This is a genomic window from Nocardiopsis prasina DSM 43845, from assembly GCF_000341265.1.
Taxonomy (GTDB): Bacteria; Actinomycetota; Actinomycetes; order Streptosporangiales; family Streptosporangiaceae; genus Nocardiopsis; species Nocardiopsis prasina.
The window spans coordinates 117,502-135,964 of sequence record NZ_ANAE01000143.1; the positions used below are offsets into that span (position 1 = coordinate 117,502).

Here is an 18,463-nt window from a genome sequence, read left to right on the forward strand (position 1 = left end):
CCGCCCCTCCCCGGTCCGGGGAGGGGCGGAGCGCCTAGGAAGTGAGCGAGTAGAAGGTCAGCACCGCGGCGTGGTCCGTGGTCCACTCGTTGTCGGCGTGCCCCGGCGCCGGGGCGGGGTCCCCGACGACCAGGTCCTGCGACTCCCGGACCGTGAGATCACCGGCGTGGTAGACGAAGTCGATCCGGTCCTGCGGTTCCACGGGGCCGGTCGAGCCTTCGTGGAACGGGAAGAGCGGTGACCAGGTGAGGCCCGGAGAGCTCACCGGGTCCGGATGGGCCACACGGTAGGAGTCCGTGAACCCGGCCTCCGTCGGCAGCACCGAGGTCGGCCACGGCACGTCCGCGTACCCGCAGTTCTTCTCCCTCAGCTCCTCGGTCCAGTCCAGGTGCGAGGGCGCGTTGAAGTCACCCACGAGCAGTACCGGTACCTCGTCGGCGGCGTCGACCTGGTCGGACATCGCGGCCAGGGTGTCGGTGATCTGCGGGGTACGACCCGACTCCGCCTCACGCTCCAGGACCCGGTCCACGTCCATGCCGTCGAAGCAGAAGTCGTAGGGACCGTAGGGGGTGTACCCCAGGTGCACGTTCCACAGGTTGACCTGGGACTCCTCGCCGTCCAGCGCGATCCGCACGCCGCCGGAGGCGTTGACCTCGCCGTACTCCTCCACGATCGGGTACCGGCTGATCACCCCGAGACTGCCCGACCCCTGCCAGTGGTGCCAGCCCAGGGCCTGCGCCAGCCGGACCGCGTGCGTGCCCTGCGTCTCCTGGAGCCCGACGACGTCGGCACCGCTCTCCAGCAGGAAGCGCACCTGCTTCTCGTGGTAGCCGTTGACCTGCGTGCCGCCGTGCCAGGTGTTGAGACTCATGACGCCCAACTCGTCGACCAGCGGCTCGTTGTGGCGGCGCACGGGGACGGTGACGTCCAGGCGTGCGGAGGAGCCGTCCTCGCCGGTGGCCTCCACCGTCACCATCGCCGAGGAGCGGTCGGGGCGGGAGGCACCCGGCTCACGTCGCGCCGAGGCGCGCGGGGTGCCCGAGAGGGTTCCGTCCGCGGCCACCTCGACCCAGGCGTCCCCGCTCACCTTCGTGAACTCGGCACCCGCCCCCGAGACCAGTCCGCCCAGGCGCGCCTCGTAGGCCTGACCCTGGCGGGCGTTGTGCAGCGTGGCCCCCTCCACCGGGAAAGAGATCGGCCCCTCGTCCGACAGCCGCACCTCGATCGGTTCGGCCAGCCACGCGTAGCCGTCACGTGCCAGGAAGAAGGCGGTGTAGGAGCCGGGTTCCAGGGAGTCTGCGGACAGCCGCACGGTCCCTTCGGCCTCGGGTGCGTACTCCCAGACGAGGGAGGGGGCAACGTACTCCTCCTCCACGGGCCCGCCGCCGGACGAGCGGTAGAGCCCGATCCAGTTGGTGGCGTGCGGGTCGGAAGTGGAGTAGGCGAAGGTGAAGTCCTCACCCTCGGCCAGGGACAGGGTGCCCTGCGGTGCGGCGGACACGGGGAACGCCCCCAGCGCCAGGAGGAGTGCTGTGAGCACCGTCGGGATCAGGAAACGGACACGCATCCGGGGGAAGCCTCTCGTTCGGGGGATTTCCAGACTCAAGCCACCATCCGGTACCCCGGAAACGGGCATGTCCAACATGGGGGTGTCTCGTCTGAAGACCCGGTGAACTCGGACCGGCGTCGAACGCCCGCGGTGTGACTCGAAAGATGTTCACGGCACCGCCGGACATCCGATAGAATCGAACCGTTGCCGCAAGGCACACGGGGCTATGGCGCAGTTGGTAGCGCGCCTCCATGGCATGGAGGAGGTCTGGGGTTCGAATCCCCATAGCTCCACGAGAAACGGGCCGCTGCTCGGGGGACGTCGTCCTCCTCGCCGCGGTCCGTTCCTGTTTCCGGGGGCCCAAGCCCTGCGGATTGCGCTCTCTGGGGCTCACCCACCGCGTCATCCTGCCCGGGTCGTATCGTTGTTTCTCCGAGGGGACGCCCCCCCAAGCCGCCCGGTGCGCGCTCCCGATGAGCTCACGCCCCGGCCGCCCCGGTTCCCGCGCGATCACGACCTCCGAGCGTTCGTTTCCGGAGAACTCGGCCCGTTCCACGGACTGGCCCGCGTGGCCGGGGACGGTGCGCGCTCCCGCCTTCCTAGACTGGGCGGATGGACCACGACTCCGCCGACGAGACCAGCCCGGTCAGCCAGGTGCTGGACAAGATCCGCGAGGAGGTCGCCGGACTCACCGGCGGCCGGGTGGCCGACTACATCCCCGAACTGGCGGGCGTCGACCCTGGACAGTTCGGGATCGCCGCGGTGAGCGCGCACGGCCGCTCCTACTGCGTGGGGGAGTCCGAACTCCCGTTCACCATCCAGTCGATCTCCAAGCCCTTCGTGTACGCGATCGCCGTGGAGCAGCTCGGGCTGGACACGGTGCACGGACATGTCGGCGCCGAACCCAGCGGCGAGCCCTTCAACGCGATCAGCCTCGACGAGCACGGTCGTCCCGAGAACCCGATGATCAACGCCGGGGCCATCGTGACCACCTCCCTGGTGGAGAGCGCGGAGCCCGACAGACGCTTCGACCGCATCCGCTCGGTCCTGTCGTCCTTCGCCGGTCGCGCATTGGACGTGGACGAGGACGTGTTCCGCTCCGAGGCCGAGACCGGGCACCGGAACCGTGCCCTCGGGTACCTGAGCCTGGCCGGTGGTGTGCTGGTGGGTCCGGTCGAGGAGGCGGTCCAGGACTACTTCCGCCAGTGCTCCCTCAGTGTGACCGTGCGCGACCTGGCGGTCATGGCCGCGACCCTGGCGGTCGGCGGGGTCAACCCGGTGACCGAGGAGCGCGTGGTCTCCCAGCGCACCGCGCGACACACCCTCTCGATCATGTCCAGCTGCGGCATGTACGACCACGCGGGGGAGTGGGCGCTGCGGGTCGGTATCCCGGCCAAGAGCGGGGTGAGCGGAGGCATCCTCGCGGCCGCCCCGGGCGCGTTCGGGGTGGGTGTGTTCAGTCCGCCGCTGGACGACGCGGGCAACAGCGTGCGCGGGGTGGCCGCTCTGGAGCGGCTCTCCGACGACTACGACCTGCACATGCTCCAGACTCCCTCGGAGCCGCCCTCGCCGATGCACAGCGTGACCAGGGACGGGAGCCGGCTCGACGTGCGGTTGCGGGGTGAGATCGACTTCCTCGCCGCGGAGCAGGTGGTCTCTCGGCTGGAGGAGGCCATCGACGACGCGCGGGTGACATCGGTGAGCGTGGCCCTGGAGCGGGTGTCCGGGCTGAGCGACGCCGCCAGGTCGTTGCTGGCCGCCGAACTCTCCGAGCTGGCCGACGCCGGAGTCGACGCCACGGTGAGCGACCCCAGGGGTGTCCGCCGGTCCTGAGGAATTCTCTTGCGGTGGGCACGAGGCGCTTGGAAGTCTGTTCCGCATGCAGACCCAACGCCAGGTGCGCGCCGACTTCGACGACCGGACGATCGTGGTCTACCAGGCCTACTCCTCGGCGGTCGCTGACCCCGCGCTGCGGGCCGGTCGGTTCGTTCCGCCGTTCTCCCTCAAGCGGATGACGTGGATCAAACCGTCGTTCCTGTGGCTCATGCACCGGAGCAACTGGGCCCGCAAGCCGGGTCAGGAGCGTGTGCTGGCGGTGCGGATCACCCGTGAGGGATGGGAGGAGGCGCTGGCGGCGGCCGCGCTGACCACCTCGGCGCCGGACGTGGTCGCCGGAGCGGCCGTGCACGTCCAGTGGGACCCGGAGCGCTCGCTGCGCGGTGCGGCGCTCAACCACTACAGCATTCAGGTGGGCGTGGGCCGGGGGCTCATCACCAGCTTCGCCGAGGAGTGGGTCGTGGGGCTGACCGACATCACCGAACGGACGCGCAGGATCTCCGAGGCGGTGCGCTCGGGCCGGGTGGCCAGGGCCCGGCGCCTGCTGCCTCCGGAGCGGGTCTACCCGGTCCCGGGCGGAACCGCGGCGAGGCTCGGGATCGAACGCTAGAGACCGGGACGGGTCTTGACGCGGGGCAGGGGCCGGGCGCATAATCAACATGTTGGTTGATTAACAGAGAGGTTGAATGCACAGATGGCGGACGACCCGCTCAGCCTCACCTTCGCCGCACTGGCGGATCCCACCCGTCGGGCGATCCTCGCCCGGCTCGCGGAGGGCGAGGCCACCGTCAACACCCTGGCGGAACCGTTCGACATCAGCCTCCAAGCGGTCTCCCGACACCTGAAGGTCCTGGAACGGGCCGGGCTCATCACCCGGGGGCGAGACGCCCAGTGGCGCCCCTGCCGTTTGGAGTCAGCGCCGTTGGAGCAGGTCAACGAGTGGGTGGACCGCTACCGGGACCACTGGGAGGGACGCTTCGCCCGCCTGGATGAGGAAATACGAAGGCTACAGAGCAGTACCGGAGGAGAGCAGAGCCATGAGTGACCTCAGGATCGTCGCCGAGCCGGGCCGTCAGGACATCGTGATGACCCGCACCTTCGACGCACGACGCGACGTCGTCTTCCGTGCCATGACCGACCCCGGACTGCTGCCGAAGTGGTGGGGCCTCAAGGACACCGAGACCGTCATCGACCGGTACGACTTCCGCTCCCAGGGGAACTGGCGGATCGTCGAGCGTGACACGGACGGACAGGAGTACGCCTTCCACGGCGTCATCCACGACGTGAGCGCGCCCGAGAGCTACACCCAGACCTTCGAGTTCGAGGGCATGCCCGGGCACGTCCTGATGGAGACCCACCGCCTGGAGGAGGCCGACGGAGGCACGAGGTACACCTCCACCGCCGTCTTCCAGAGCGTGGAGGACCGGGACGGCATGCTCGCCTCCGGAATGGAGACCGGCGCCGGGCAGTCCATGGACCAGCTGGAGGCGCTGGTCCGCTCCCTGGTCTGAACCCGGGGTTCGCCGCCCGGCGGCCGGGCAGGGCCGCGAACCGTGCCTGTGGACGACGCCGAACCTGTCGTCACCGACGGGTACTGTCGATCCGTGGCAGATCTCCCCGACGTTCCCACTCTGCTCGGCGCGGCCGTCAAGGCCCTGGGCGGCAGCAGCCGAGAGGGCCAGCAGACCATGGCAGCCGCCGTCGCCGAGGCGGTCGAAGAACGCGAACACCTGGTGGTCCAGGCCGGTACCGGCACCGGCAAGTCCCTGGCGTACCTGGTGCCCGCGATCAGACACGCGATGGCGACGAAGACCACCGTGGTCGTCTCCACCGCGACCATCGCGCTCCAGAACCAGCTGATCGACCGCGACCTGCCGCGCCTGGCCCGAGCGCTCTCACCGTTGCTGCACCGCGAACCCACGTTCGCGGTACTCAAGGGGCGGCGCAACTACCTGTGCCGCAACCGTATGCAGACCGCCTCGGACGAGGAGGCCGAGGGCAGCGAACTGTTCGATGCCCGCCAGCTCTCGTCACTGGGCCGCCAGGTCGCCCGCGTGCACGAGTGGGCGGAGGAGACCCGCACCGGAGACCGCGACGAACTCGTGCCCGGCGTGAGCGACCTGGCCTGGCGCCAGGTCTCCGTGGGCGGGAACGAGTGCATGGGCGCCCGCGTGTGCTCCTTCGGCCAGGAGTGCTTCGCCGAGTTCGCCCGCGAGGCCACCACCGGGGTGGACGTGGTGGTCACCAACCACGCCATGCTCTCCATCGACATGTCGCAGGGCTACCACATCCTGCCCGAGCACAACACGATCATGATCGACGAGGCGCACGAACTCGTCGACCGCGCCACCTCCGTGGCCACCGGAACCCTCACCGAGCGCAGCGTCACCACCGCCGCCAAGCGCGCCGCCCGCCTGGTCGAACCGGGTATCAGTGAACGGCTCAGCGAGTGCGCGGACGGGCTGGCCCTGATGTTCACCGAGGTGCCCGAGGGGCGGCTGGACCACATCGACGAGGGCCTCGCGGGGGCCGTGGCGGCGGCGCGTGACGCCTCCGCCGCCTGCGTCGCCGCGATCGGCCCCTCCCCGGGCGAGCTCGACCCGGACACCGCCTCCGACCGCCGCCTGGCCCTGGCCGCGCTCGCCGAGGTCCGTGAGGCGGCCGAACGGGTCCTGGAGTCCTTCGAGCCGCCGCTGCGCGACCGCACCGAGATCGTCTGGCTCACCAAGGCCCCCGCGCGCCCGCCGACACTCAACGTCGCCCCGCTCGGCGTGGGCGGTCTGCTCCGGGAGAAGCTCTTCGGCGACCGCACCGTGGTGCTCACCTCCGCCACCCTCACCCTGGGCGGCGACTTCGGCGCCCTGGCCCGCCAGTGGGGGCTGGGCCGCGAGGTCACCCAGGAGGCCGCCGAACGGGCCGCCCGCGACGGAGCCGTGACCGAGTCCGCCCCGTCCCCGGGCGCCCCGGAGGCCGAGACGACGCAGGACGCCGACGAGGACGGTCCGCACCGGGCCGCCGGTGAGCCGCGCTGGCGCGGCCTGGACGTCGGGTCGCCCTTCGACCACGGCCGCAGCGGCATCCTCTACGTCGCCCGCCACCTGCCCAAACCCGGCCGCGACGGACTCTCCGACGCCTACCTCGACGAGATCGCCGAGCTCATCGAGGCCTCCGACGGCCGCGCCCTCGGCCTGTTCTCCTCGATGCGTGCCGCCCAGCAGGCCGCCGACGAACTGCGCGAGCGCCTGGACCAGCCCATCCTGTGCCAGGGCGAGGACTCCACCGGGCAACTGGTCCGCCGCTTCTCCGAGGAGGCGCGCTCCTGCCTGTTCGGCACCCTGTCCCTGTGGCAGGGCGTGGACGTGCCGGGCCCCTCGCTCCAACTGGTGATCGTCGACCGCATCCCCTTCCCGCGCCCCGACGACCCGCTGGCCTCGGCACGCCAGCGCTCCGTCTCCGCGCACGGGGGCAACGGCTTCCTGTCGGTGTCGGCCACCCACGCCGCGCTGCTGCTGGCCCAGGGCACCGGTCGCCTCCTGCGCTCCACCGACGACCGGGGGGTGATCGCCGTCCTGGACCCGAGGCTGGCCACCGCCGGGTACGGGGGGTTCCTGCGGGCTTCCCTGCCGCCCTACTGGGGGACGGCCGACCCCGAGGTCGCCCGTTCGGCCCTGCGACGTCTGGCCGAGAAGGCCGCGGCGGGGCAGGACGAGTCGGCCGCCTGATCGCGCTGACGCTCGCCGCCGCCGGGGGCCGGTCCGGCCGCGCGTGCCGAGCGGGGGGACGGGGTCACACGACGGAGGCCGGGCTCCCCTGGGGTGCCCGGCCGCTGCCGTCGCCGAGATCGAGCCGGGGCCTCGTACCCCGCGCCCTCGCGCTGTCCGTGTTGTTCGGGCGTCCCCGCCGGATCAGCCGCGTGTGCGGTAGCCGAAGAGCCGGACCGCGTACCCGGGGGAGTCGTCCTCCGGCTCCTGGATCTGCCACCGGTCGTCGTGATCGCCCACCAGCAGCTCGTTCCACATCATGTCGATGAGCTTGAGCCGGGACACCACCGACGCCTCGGGGTCGAGCACGATCGAGTAGGCGTGGTCGGTGAGTCGCTGGGTCACCATGCCGACGGACTGGCCGTCCCAGATCGCCGGCACGGGGGCGTGACCGATCTCGACCCCGCACAGCCGGAGCTGCTCGACCTCCTCGTCGAGTGCCTCGGCGGCCAGTGCGCCGTCGAGCCGCAGGGCGTCCTCCAGCTCGTCGCGTTCCTCGTCGGCTCGCAGGTAGGCGTGGTAGGTGCGGTAGCCGCACGGGCGGCACTTGCGCCAGACCACGCAGCGGGCCAGCCCGTACGCGGACTGTGCCTCGCCGACACTCTGGTGGTCGCTCACCTCGCGAACCATGCCGCATTCGCAACACAAGGCAGTGAGATCCTGCTTCATCAGAGTCCCCCCTCCCAGGCGAGTATGCGACGGATGGAGGTCGTTAGGGAACCCGTTCGGCGAGGAAGTCGCGGCAAGGACTCGTCATCAATGCCCAAAATGACCGGCCGACGGGTTTCGGACGTGCTCAGAGGGGGTGTGGACGTGGCCGGTCTCACCTTGGGGCGGTATGCTCCGCCCGCACTGCTCGGGGGTCAGTCGTCCATGGACAGGCCGCGCTTGTTCCGCTCGGTCCAGTCGCGCATGCGCTGCGGATAGCCCACGATCTGTACGTCGTACGCGGGCTTGGCCAGGTTGCTCGCCACCTTGCGGAGCACCTCGGGGGAGCCGCAGCGCCGTCGGATCCACTCCCCGTCCGTGGCGACGGCGACAGCGGTGGCCCGTGTGGCGAAGGTTTCGGGCTCCACGAAGAACTCCACCCCCACCCGGCTCTTGGCGAACTCGATCAGCGCCTTGATGTCCGAATCCTCGGAGGCGCGGTCGAAACGGGCCTTGCCCTTGCGATTGGCCTTGCGGAGTCCGAACCGGTCTCGCCATCCCATCGGCGCTCATGTCTCCCTCGTGCCGCCCTGAGCCAGCCGCTCGCTGGCCGTCTCCGAGTCTATCCGCCGTGATCCAGCCGCACAGGGGCCAGAGCGCCTGAGTGGCAGCGGGTTTGCGCGTTCGCCAGACAGCCCTGTCACCACGCTGCTACGTTCTGTCGCACATGGCACAGGGGGGAGACACCATGACGATGTGGACATGGGTGGGGGAGACCGGACGCCAACTCCGCGCCGCCGGTCAGGACGAACTCGCCGAAGCCGTCGCAGAGCTGCCCGTACTCAGTGAGGCGGGCGACGCGGTCAAGGTGGAGGCGCTGGCCAGGTCGGCGATGCGCACCGCCCGCCGCCTCGTCGCCGAGGCCGCGAAGTCCGACAACCCCGCGCCCACGGCGGTTCCGGCCTCGGTCCCGGGGGTGTTCGGCCCGCCGACCCTGTTCTTCCTGGCGCACTGGCCGCTCGCCGTGCGGGTGGGTGCGCTGGCGGAGGGGCGTCGCGCCCTGGACCAGGCCAAAGCCGTAGTCGAGGACGAGCCCGCACCGAACCAGTACGGGCCGCTGCCGGTCTCCGCCCTGGAGACCCTGGTCCGCTGCCACGCCAACATCGACGCCAAGGGCACCACCGACCAGCGCCGCGAACTCCTCTCCGCCCGGCGCCTGTCCGGTTGGGAGGGCACCCCGGCCTGGCCCGGCTTCACCCTGGCCCGCGTCCACCTGCTCATCGACGAGGGTCAGGCCGACCGCGCCGAGGCCGAACTGCGCCGCTACGACCACACCGCCACCGGTCCGGCCGTGCTCGGCGCTGAGGGTGTCTTCGCCCTGGTCAGGGCATTGCGTCACCAGGACAAGCACACCGACGCCCTGGACGCCCTGGACCGGATGGAGGCCGAGCTCGACCTGGGCGGCAGGGGCGGGGACGGTTCCTCCGCCAACCCGCGTCGCGCCGCCCTGCTGCGGATGATCCGCTTCGAGCGCGCCCGGCTGCTGTCCTGGCTGGCCCGCCTGGGGCTGTGCGACGCTCGCCAGGCCATCGGCCTCCTGCCCACCGTGGAGGAGGCCGAGACCTACCCGAAGCTGCGTTCGGCGTGGGTGGAGGCGGTGGAGAACCTGGTCTGCCAGGGGAGCGTCCGCAACGACTGGCGACTGGGCGTACGCGTGACCACCTGGTCCCGGTACTTCGAGCGGGTGGGGGCGCCCCGCCGGGGCGCCGAACTCGCCCTGTCCGCGTCCCGGTTGGCCAGCGGTCGCGGTGCGCGGTGGGTCGCCGAGTGCTCCGCGCAGCGGGCCGAACGCCTCATCCGGGAACTCGGCGGCGCCGAGGAGATCACCGGTGACCTGACGGAGGTGAGGTCCATGGTGCGGGGGATGGAGGCCATCCTTCCCCTGGCCCCCTCCGGGGGCATCCTGGAGTTCCTCCGTGCGCAGAAGGCCGAGGAGGTCAACCCCGAGCAGCAGGCCGAGCAGGTGAACGTGGCGCTCATGGAGCGGCCGCACGACTCCGCGCTGCTGAGCGCGCTCGGGCAGGTGGGCCGCACCCTGATGCTGTCCGACGTGGCCACCGAACCCCAGTGGCGCCACGTCCGCGAGCAGCCGGGCGACCAGCGCGCCGCCCTGTCGCTGCTGGAGACACTGCTGCATGACAACGACACCGCCGGGGTTCGCGACCTCGTCCGCACGCTGGCCGCCGGCGCGCTGGTCCCGGATCGAGGGTCGCTTCCGGAACAGCCGCTGGTGAGTGGTCGCCGGTCGGTTCCGGACCACCCGGGGGTCGGCGACCCGCGGCAGGTCCCGGACGACGCGCCGGTGTGGGAGGAGCATCCGGCTCCGAGCCGCCCGCAGGCGGTCGAACACCCGTCGGTCCCGGAGTACCCGCCGGTGCGTGAACACCGGCCCGCGTCCGCGCACCCGCAGGTCGGGGACCACCCGCAGGTGCCGGACCATCCGCCCGCCCGGGAGCCGCAGGAGGCCGCGGGGGCGGTGCGGTTCGGGGTCGGAGGCTGATCGCTCCACCCGGGTGCCGACGTCGGCGCCGGGGTCAGTGAGGCAGGAGTGAGCGGCCCGCCGGGTAGGTCAGGGCCGCCGGGGGGAGCTGCGCGGGTCGGCCGCTGGCCAGGACGGTGACCCGCCCCGGTCGGTCGGCGGGGGTGGCCTCGGGGGAGCCCTCACCGGCCCCGTCGGTCGCGCCCATCCTGCGCAGGGTCTGGGCGGCCACGGCGCGGTCCGCGGTGAACAGGTCCGCCCTGCCGGACAGCGCCTTGGAGATCTCCTCGCCGACCAGGTCGTAGTGCGTGCAGCCCAGCACCACACCCCTGACCTCCGGTGGCGTCAGCGAGGCCGCGTACGCGACCGCGTCACTGATCAGGGCGGGATCGGCGGACTCCACCGCCTCCGCCAGGCCCTTGCAGGCGACCTGGGTCACGGCCACGTCCCGGGCGAAGGTCTCCACGAGCCGCTTCTGATAGGCGCTGCTGGTGGTGGCCTCGGTGGACCACACCGCGATGGGCGTGCCGGCGGCCGCCGCCGGTTTGATGGCCGGGACGGTCCCGATCACCGGGATGTCCGGCTCCAGCTCCGTGCGCAGTCGGTTCAGCCCGTGCACCGACGCCGTGTTGCACGGCACCACCACCGCGTCCAGGGAACCCGCCGCGTCCAGGGCGGCACGGGCACCGGCCACGGCCCGGTCGATCACCTGTTCCGGGGTACGACGGCCCCACGGCATGTGGTCCGGGTCCATGGACAGGTAGAGGTCCGCGTCGGGCCGGGCGGCGTGCAGGGCGGCGGCCGTGGACAACATGCCGATACCGGAGTCAACGAGAGCGATGCGCATGGAACCGCATCCTATGCGGCCCCCGCCGTAACCCTCATATCACCGCAGGTAAGGGCGGAACCGAGGGGTTCGGACGCCGCGAAGGCCCCCGTTCCCGCCTTCGGTGGCTTCTTCGTCCGTGCCCGAGAGTGGGTAAGACACGTACCGAAATGGGGTGGCCGTGGACCGATACCGATAGGTAGAACTGAGGGGATCGGCCTGCCGAGGCATGCCACCACCGGTCCTGGCCGACCCAAGCTGTGCGCCGTCAACAGTTCAGGGGAACCCGGTATGACTCCGAAACAGCCCGGTACGACCTCCAACTCCGGCCCCCGGTCCCCACGGGGGCCGTCGGCCGGTACGGGGCTGGCGGAACACGTCGCGGCGGTCCAGCGGCTGCGGCGCGACTACCGGGCCCTTCCCGAGGGCGCCCCGGTCCGGCTGGCCAAACCGACCTCCAACCTGTTCCGGTTCCGCGAGGAGTCCTCCGCCCCGGCGCTGGACGTCTCGGCCTTCTCCGGGGTCATCTCCATCGACCCCGTCGAGCGCCTGGCCGACGTCGGCGGCATGACCACCTACGAGGAGCTGGTCGCCGCGACCCTCCCGCACGGGCTCATGCCCACGGTCGTGCCGCAGCTGCGCACCATCACCCTGGGCGGGGCCGTCACCGGACTCGGGATCGAGTCCTCCTCCTTTCGCAACGGCCTCCCGCACGAGTCGGTCCAGGAGATGGAGATCCTCACCGGCTCCGGGGAGGTCGTCACCGCCACCCGGGACAACGCGCACAGCGACCTGTTCCACGGCTTCCCCAACTCCTACGGCACGCTCGGGTACGCCCTGCGCCTGCGGGTGGAACTCGACCCTGTGTCCCCCTACGTGCACCTGCGCCACCTGCGGTTCCACGACTCCTCGGCAGCGATGGACGCCCTCGCCCGGATCTGCTCCGACGCGGCCCACGAGGGGTCGCCCGTGGACTTCGTGGACGGGGTGGTGTTCGGCCCCGACGAGCTGTACCTGACGTTGGCCCGGTTCACCGACCACGCCCCCTGGGCCAGCGACTACACGGGCAACGACGTCTACTACCGCTCGATCCCGCGCTACGCCGACCGGGAGGGCGGTTCCACAGGCCCCGGCGACTACCTCACCGTGCACGACTACCTGTGGCGCTGGGACACCGACTGGTTCTGGTGCTCCCGGGCCTTCGGTACCCAGAACCGGTTCGTGCGCCCGTTCTGGCCGCGCTCCCTCAAACGCTCCGACGTCTACCGCAGGCTGGTGGCCTGGGACCGGCGCACCGACTTCTCCCGGCTCCTGAACCACTACCGGGGCCGCCCGCAACAGGAGCCCCTTATCCAGGACATCGAGGTCGGAGTGGAGCACGGGGCCGAGTTCCTGGACTTCTACCACGCGGAGATCGGCATGACCCCCATGTGGTTGTGCCCGCTCCGGCTCCGCGAGCCCCGCCGCGCCGGGCTCGCCGACGACGAGCACGTCTGGCCGCTCTACCCCCTGGAGAACGACCGCCTCTACGTGAACTTCGGGTTCTGGGGTCTGGTCGACACCGAACCCGGCCAGCGCCGCGCGCACCACAACCGCAGGGTCGAGGAGGAGGTCACCCGGTTGGGCGGCCACAAGTCCCTGTACTCGGACTCCTTCTACTCGGAGGACGACTTCTGGGCGCTCTACAACGGCGCCGACTACGCGGGCCTCAAGGAGACCTACGACCCCCAGGGCCGGCTCCTTGACCTGTACGCCAAGTGCGTACGCAACGGCTGAGTAGCCCATCGCCGAGCAGTCGACAGCACCGCCGGGCGGCGACCTGTGGGCAGGGGCCGCGTACGGGAGGGAAAAAGGACATGAGCATGCGGCTTGCAGAGATCTTCGAGCGTGTCGTCGGACCCGACGCGCCCATCCGGTTCACCGCCTACGACGGCAGCTCCGCGGGGGACCCCGACAGCGAGGTCACGGTCAACGTACGGACCCCGGTGGCCGTCAACTACCTGGCCCAGTCGCCCAACGCCGTGGGCCTGACCCGGGCCTACGTCTCCGGCCACCTGGAGCTGGAGGGCGACATGTACACGGCGCTCAGACACATGGCGGACTTCACCTTCGCCGAGGGCGTCAACGTGACCGCCCGCGACCTCCTCGCCATCGTGGGATCGGTGGGCTGGGTGAAGTTCGTGAACCGGGTGGCGCCGCCGCCCCAGGAGATGCGTCAGGGAACCCTGCTGGGGCGGGGGATGCGGCACTCCAAGCAGCGCGACGCCGAGGTGATCCACCACCACTACGACGTCTCCAACGAGTTCTACGAGATGGTCCTCGGGCCGTCGATGACCTACACCTGCGCGGTCTTCGACGAGGAGGACGGTGCCCTGGACCGGGTGGGCTCCTTCGACGGCGCCCTGGAGAGCGCCCAGTTCCGCAAGTACGACCTGGTCTCGCGCAAGCTGGGCCTGGAGAAGGGCATGCGGCTGCTCGACGTGGGCTGCGGATGGGGTGGCATGGTGCGCCACGCCGCGCGTGAGCACGGGGTCAAGGCGGTCGGCGTGACCCTGTCCAAGGAACAGGCGGAGTGGGGCGCGAAGAGGATCGCCCAGGAGGGGCTGACCGAGCTCGCCGAGATCCGCCACATGGACTACCGGGACGTGCCGGACGGCAGCTTCGACCGGATCAGCTCCATCGGGCTGACCGAGCACATCGGGTCCAGGAACCTGGACCCCTACTTCGCCTCGCTCAACGCGAAGCTGGTGCCGGGCGGGCGACTGCTCAACCACTGCATCACCCGTCCCCGCAACAACCTCAAGCCCATGAACACCAAGGGTGTCATCAACAAGTACGTCTTCCCCGACGGCGAGCTGGAGGGCCCCGCCCAGATCCAGACCGCGATGAACGACGCGGGCTTCGAGATCCGCCACCAGGAGAACCTGCGCGAGCACTACGCCCTGACTCTGCGCCACTGGGGCGCCAACCTCGAACGCGACTGGGAGAAGGCCGTCGCCGAGGTGGGGGAGGGCACCGCGCGCGTGTGGCGTCTCTACATGGCCGGGTGCGTGCTGGGCTTCGAGCGGGACGTGGTGCAGCTCCACCAGATCCTGGGAGTGAAGCTGGACGGAACCGACGCTCACCTGCCCCTGCGCCCGGACTACTGACGCCAACGGACGGCTGCCCGATCGACCGACCAGCACCGCGACGGGCGCTTCACGGCGGCTGTCACACACGGGGGTGTTCGCGTTGCGCGGACACCCCCGCGCCCGGCCCCGGCCTGCGCCGCGCAACGACGTCGAGGCGGCATCATGGAGCCATCAGATCCAGCATGAAGGGACCCACCCCGTGTCCTCCGACGACAACGCGCACCAGAGCGACCCGACACCCGAGCACGACCTGCCGGACCATGTCAGGGAGACCGCGATCGAGCTGATCAGCGCCTACGTGGACCACAACAGTGAGGAACTGGACCGGGTCATCCCCCGGGCGGTGGACCACGTCGACGACGTCCAGTCCGAGCTCAGGGTGATCGCGGCCTTCCTCGGACGCCGCGTCCAGGAGACCGGCGTGGTGTGGAAGCCCGCCGACTCGCGCGAGGCCGTGGCCCGCACCGTGGCGGAGATGCTGCCGCCTGAGCTGGAGTTCGCCGTCTCCACCGCGTGGGAGGCCCACTCGATCGGTGAGGAGGAGACCGCCGAGCGCCTCGCCCAAGGCGACCGCATGGTGTTCGTGCACATGCTCGCCGCCTTCTGCGCCGCCATCGGACTCGCCGTCTACAAGCGCGCCGAACTCGTGTCGACCCTGCGCCAGGTGACCGGACTGAGCGACTGACCGCGCCTGTCGGGCCGCTCGCGATCCCCGGCCGGAACCGCTCGCCTAACAGGTCAGACACAAGTGGCAGTGGTTTACTTCACAAGTCGTCCTTCTTTACGTAGGTTTCCTACCAACCCTCACGGGACCCTCGAAAGGAACGGGAGGCGAGCCGATGGCCCGCAGACGAGCACACAAGTACGTCACCCTCCCCGCGGCCACACTGACGCTGGCGCTTGCGGCGACAGCCTGTGGCGGCGGTGGTGGCGGCGGCGGAGCCACCGACGCCCTCCAGGTGTGGATCATGGAGGGCACCAACCCGGACGCCAGCGCCTTCTTCGACGCGGTCAACGAGGCCTACACCGAGCAGACCGGGATCGACGTCCAGGTCGAGTTCGTGCCCTGGGCTGACGCCCAGAACAAGATCTCCACGGCCATCGCGGGCGGGACGGTTCCCGATGTCGTCGAGCTGGGCACCACCTTCACCCCGGAGTTCGCGGACGCGGGCGCCCTGCACGACCTCTCCGGGTACATCGACGACCCCTCCCGGTTCCAGGAGGAGATGTACTCCATGGGCGTCGTCGACGACGCCGCCTACGGGGTGCCCTGGTACGCGTCGATCCGCTCGATCATCTACCGCAAGGACATCTTCGAGGAGCACGGCCACGAGGTGCCGACCTCCTGGGAGGAACTGCGCGAGACCGCGACCGACCTCGCCGAGGCCGAGGACGGCATGATCGGCTTCCCGGTGCCCGGCCAGGCGCAGTACTCGGTCATGCCGTGGGTCTGGGGCGGCGGAGGTGAGGTCGCGGTCCAGGAGGACGACGGCACCTGGACCTCCACCATCAACTCCCCGGAGGGGCGAGCCGGGGTCGAGTTCTTCACCAACCTCTCCCTGGAGGACGGCCTGTCCACCACGGGCGCGGTCAACTGGAACGAGATCGACGTCATGGAGTCCCTCGCCGACGAGGACGCCATCATGGCGATCTCCAACAGCTCCAACCCGAAGGCCATCATCGAGTCCAACCCGGACCTCGAGGGCAAGCTCGGCGCGTTCGTGCTGCCCGGCCAGGAGGACGGGTACACGGACTCCTTCGCCGGCGGCTCCCTGCTGTCGGTGTTCGAGGGCACCGGCAACGAGGAGGCCGGCTGGGAGTACGTCGACCTCCTCACCCAGGGCGAGTTCTTCGACCGCTGGGGCGAGGAGAGCGGCTTCTTCCCGGCCGGGGTGGCGGAGATCGAGGCCTACGCCGACTCCGGTGACCCGCTGGTCGAGCCGTTCGCCGTCCAGCTGCTGGAGGCGGGCAAGAGCACCCCGGCCGTCCCCGCCTGGTCGCAGGTCGAGGCCGAGGGGATCATCGTCGGCATGCAGCAGGACATCCTCAACGGCGAAGCGACCGTGGAGGAGGCCACCGACCGCGCCGCCGAGTCCATCGAGACCATCCTCAACGAGGGAAACTAGTTGCGACCCGCCACACCGGTCCGGCCGCCCAGGAGCGGCCGACGCGCGCCGCTCCTGGGAATGCGGGGGCGGCGCGCCCTCCTGCCCTGGGCGCTCCTGGTACCCCCACTCGGGGTCATCGGCGTCCTGCTGCTGTTCCCCATCGGCCGGATCGTGTGGCTGTCCTTCCGGGACTTCAAGCTGCGCAACCTGGTCTCGGGGGAGTCGGACTTCGTCGGCCTGGGCAACTTCGTCACGCTGCTGACCGACCCGTACCTGTGGCGCGTCGTCCTGGTCAACACGGTCGTGTTCGCCGTGGTCGCCGTGGTCACGACGGTGGTCCTGGGCACGCTCGTCGCCCTGCTGCTGGCCAACCTGAAGCCCGTCACACGGGTCATCGTGGTCTCCTGCGTGATGGTGGCCTGGGCCATGCCCGCCGTCAGCGGCACCTACGTGTGGATCTGGATCTTCGACGTGGACCAGGGGGTCGTGGCGCAGGCCCTGAAGTCCCTGGGCCTGATCGAGCCCTCCGGATACAACTGGTTCGCCAACCGCTTCTGGTTCTACGCGATCGTGACGCTCAACATCGTGCACAGCGGCTTCCCGTTCGTCGCCGTCACGGTCCTGGCCGGGCTGCTCACGGTCCCCAAGGAACTGCACGAGGCGGCCCGGATCGACGGAGCCGGCGCGTGGAAGCGCTTCTGGCACGTCACCTTCCCGACGCTGCGCCCGGTGTTCGCCGTGGTGACGGTCCTGTCCACCATCTGGGACTTCAAGGTGTTCGCGCAGATCTACCTGATGCCCGGCGGTGACGTCGGCGGCTCCCAGATGCTCAACCTGGGCGTGTGGGCGTACGTGCGGTCCTTCGGGCAGAACGACTTCGGTATGGGCTCGGCCATCGCGGCCCTGCTCACGCTGCTCCTGCTGGGGATCACGGTCGTCTACCTGCGCGCGCTGTTCCGGGAGGACGAGATCAGATGACCCTCACCGCACGCCGTCAGCACCCCGTCCCCACGAGGAGGTCCGATGGACACGCACACCGCTGACACTTCCTCCGAGTGGGAGGCACGGGTACGGGCCTCCCGGCGCCGGGGCGGAGCGCTCCGCCTCTGGCGCGTGGTCGGCAAGGCCGCCGGGGTGAGCGTGCTGCTGCTCTTCACCCTGTTCCCCGTGTACTTCATGCTGATGAGCGCGTTCTCGGACAGCTCGACCTCCGGGACCGGGGCGCTGCTGCCCACCTCGTTCACGCTCGACAACTTCGTCTACGTCATGACCGAGGGCAACTTCGGCACGTACCTGCGCAACTCGCTGACCGTCGCCGGGATCACCGTCGCCTTCGCCTGCGTGCTGTCGATGCTCGCGGCCGTGGCGGTGGCGCGCTTCCGCTTCCGGTTCCGCACGGCCGTGCTCGTGATGATCCTCATCGTGCAGATGGTGCCCCTGGAGGCGCTGGTCATCCCGCTGTTCATCCAGGTGCGCGACCTCCAGATGCTCAACACGGTGATCGGCCTGAGCATCGTCTACGTGGCGCTTTCGCTGCCCCTGGCGGTCTGGATGATGCGCGGCTTCGTCGCGGCCGTCCCCAAGGAGGTGGAGGAGGCCGCCTACATCGACGGCGCCACCTGGCCCCAGATGTTCTGGAAGGTGCTGTTCCCGCTCGTGGCCCCCGGCCTGGTGGCCACGGCGATCTTCTCCTTCATCGTCGCCTGGAACGAGTTCGTGCTGGCGTTCACCTTCATGACGCAGAGCTCGAACTACACGGTGGCGGTGGGTCTGCGCCAGTTCTTCGGGCAGTACGCCAACGACTGGGGGCACGTCATGGCGGCCTCCACGATCATCACCATCCCTGTGATGGTGTTCTTCGTCCTCGTGCAGCGCTGGATGGTCTCCGGGCTCGTCCAGGGAGCCGTCAAGGGGTAGCCCGGGGTCCACTTCGGAGGGCGGTCGGCCGGTGTCCCGCTGCCCCGGAAGGGGCGTGGAACACGGGGTGGTCCGTGTGGTCTCCCTCTGGGCTCCGCACGCCTGACGGCCTCTCGTCCCGTGGCCGCCCCGGCGGGGGGGGGCGGGC

General features: G+C 70.4%; 16 protein-coding genes and 1 tRNA gene. 13 read left to right on the forward strand and 4 right to left on the reverse strand.

Annotated features, from left to right (window positions below; translation table 11 throughout):
* Nucleotides 1-34: 34 nt before the first annotated feature.
* Complete coding sequence (locus D452_RS0116430; RefSeq protein ID WP_017545242.1) at nt 35-1,567, reverse strand: endonuclease/exonuclease/phosphatase family protein; 1,533 nt, start codon at nt 1,565-1,567, stop codon at nt 35-37.
* Nucleotides 1,568-1,769: 202 nt separating this feature from the next.
* On the opposite strand from D452_RS0116430, the gene D452_RS0116435 reads away from it, so the two are divergent.
* The 6 genes from D452_RS0116435 (at nt 1,770) to D452_RS0116460 (ending at nt 7,107) form a co-directional block, all read left to right on the forward strand.
* Nucleotides 1,770-1,842, forward strand: a tRNA-Ala gene (locus tag D452_RS0116435).
* A 319-nt stretch (nt 1,843-2,161) separates the two neighbouring features.
* Nucleotides 2,162-3,382 (forward strand): glutaminase A, encoded by a 1,221-nt coding sequence (gene glsA / locus D452_RS0116440; RefSeq protein WP_017545243.1) that lies wholly within the window; start codon nt 2,162-2,164, stop codon nt 3,380-3,382.
* 46 nt (nt 3,383-3,428) lie between these two features.
* Nucleotides 3,429-3,995, forward strand: coding sequence for a DUF4291 domain-containing protein (locus tag D452_RS0116445; RefSeq protein ID WP_017545244.1), 567 nt, complete (start codon nt 3,429-3,431; stop codon nt 3,993-3,995).
* Nucleotides 3,996-4,079: 84 nt separating this feature from the next.
* Nucleotides 4,080-4,430 (forward strand): ArsR/SmtB family transcription factor, encoded by a 351-nt coding sequence (locus tag D452_RS0116450; RefSeq protein WP_017545245.1) that lies wholly within the window; start codon nt 4,080-4,082, stop codon nt 4,428-4,430.
* Nucleotides 4,423-4,896 (forward strand): SRPBCC family protein, encoded by a 474-nt coding sequence (locus D452_RS0116455; RefSeq protein ID WP_017545246.1) that lies wholly within the window; start codon nt 4,423-4,425, stop codon nt 4,894-4,896. The genes D452_RS0116450 and D452_RS0116455 overlap by 8 nt, the downstream gene beginning before the upstream one ends.
* Nucleotides 4,897-4,989: 93 nt before the next feature.
* Nucleotides 4,990-7,107 carry an ATP-dependent DNA helicase gene (locus D452_RS0116460; protein WP_026129385.1) on the forward strand — a complete coding sequence of 706 codons (2,118 nt, stop codon included), beginning with the start codon at nt 4,990-4,992 and terminating at the stop codon, nt 7,105-7,107.
* Between the two features lie 183 nt (nt 7,108-7,290).
* Here D452_RS0116460 and D452_RS0116465 read toward each other — a convergent pair whose 3' ends face one another.
* Complete coding sequence (locus D452_RS0116465) at nt 7,291-7,815, reverse strand: DUF6315 family protein (RefSeq protein ID WP_026129386.1); 525 nt, start codon at nt 7,813-7,815, stop codon at nt 7,291-7,293.
* A gap of 194 nt (nt 7,816-8,009) precedes the next feature.
* On the reverse strand, nt 8,010-8,357 hold the full coding sequence (locus tag D452_RS0116470) for a hypothetical protein (protein WP_017545249.1): 348 nt from the start codon (nt 8,355-8,357) through the stop codon (nt 8,010-8,012).
* Nucleotides 8,358-8,542: 185 nt separating this feature from the next.
* Between D452_RS0116470 and D452_RS28425 the strand changes: the two genes are divergently transcribed.
* Nucleotides 8,543-10,354: a hypothetical protein gene (locus D452_RS28425; RefSeq protein ID WP_017545250.1), complete on the forward strand. Its 1,812-nt coding sequence runs from the start codon at nt 8,543-8,545 to the stop codon at nt 10,352-10,354.
* 34 nt (nt 10,355-10,388) lie between these two features.
* On the opposite strand, the gene D452_RS0116480 is transcribed toward D452_RS28425, so the two are convergent.
* Entirely contained in the window at nt 10,389-11,180 is a 792-nt protein-coding gene (locus D452_RS0116480) for a glutamate racemase (RefSeq protein ID WP_017545251.1), read from the reverse strand.
* Between the two features lie 270 nt (nt 11,181-11,450).
* Here D452_RS0116480 and D452_RS0116485 point away from each other — a divergent pair, with 270 nt between their 5' ends.
* The 6 genes from D452_RS0116485 to D452_RS0116510 all read left to right on the forward strand — a co-directional run bounded on the left by D452_RS0116485 (nt 11,451) and on the right by D452_RS0116510 (nt 18,315).
* A complete protein-coding gene (locus tag D452_RS0116485) occupies nt 11,451-12,935 on the forward strand; it encodes an FAD-binding oxidoreductase (protein ID WP_017545252.1) in 1,485 nt (494 codons plus the stop codon).
* Nucleotides 12,936-13,021: 86 nt separating this feature from the next.
* Entirely contained in the window at nt 13,022-14,308 is a 1,287-nt protein-coding gene (locus D452_RS0116490) for an SAM-dependent methyltransferase (RefSeq protein WP_026129387.1), read from the forward strand.
* Nucleotides 14,309-14,489: 181 nt separating this feature from the next.
* Nucleotides 14,490-14,975 (forward strand): hypothetical protein, encoded by a 486-nt coding sequence (locus tag D452_RS0116495; protein WP_017545254.1) that lies wholly within the window; start codon nt 14,490-14,492, stop codon nt 14,973-14,975.
* A gap of 154 nt (nt 14,976-15,129) precedes the next feature.
* Complete coding sequence (locus D452_RS0116500) at nt 15,130-16,416, forward strand: sugar ABC transporter substrate-binding protein (protein ID WP_017545255.1); 1,287 nt, start codon at nt 15,130-15,132, stop codon at nt 16,414-16,416.
* Between the two features lie 60 nt (nt 16,417-16,476).
* Complete coding sequence (locus tag D452_RS0116505; RefSeq protein ID WP_017545256.1) at nt 16,477-17,376, forward strand: carbohydrate ABC transporter permease; 900 nt, start codon at nt 16,477-16,479, stop codon at nt 17,374-17,376.
* 45 nt (nt 17,377-17,421) lie between these two features.
* Nucleotides 17,422-18,315 carry a carbohydrate ABC transporter permease gene (locus tag D452_RS0116510; RefSeq protein WP_017545257.1) on the forward strand — a complete coding sequence of 298 codons (894 nt, stop codon included), beginning with the start codon at nt 17,422-17,424 and terminating at the stop codon, nt 18,313-18,315.
* The last annotated feature ends 148 nt before the right edge of the window (nt 18,316-18,463 follow it).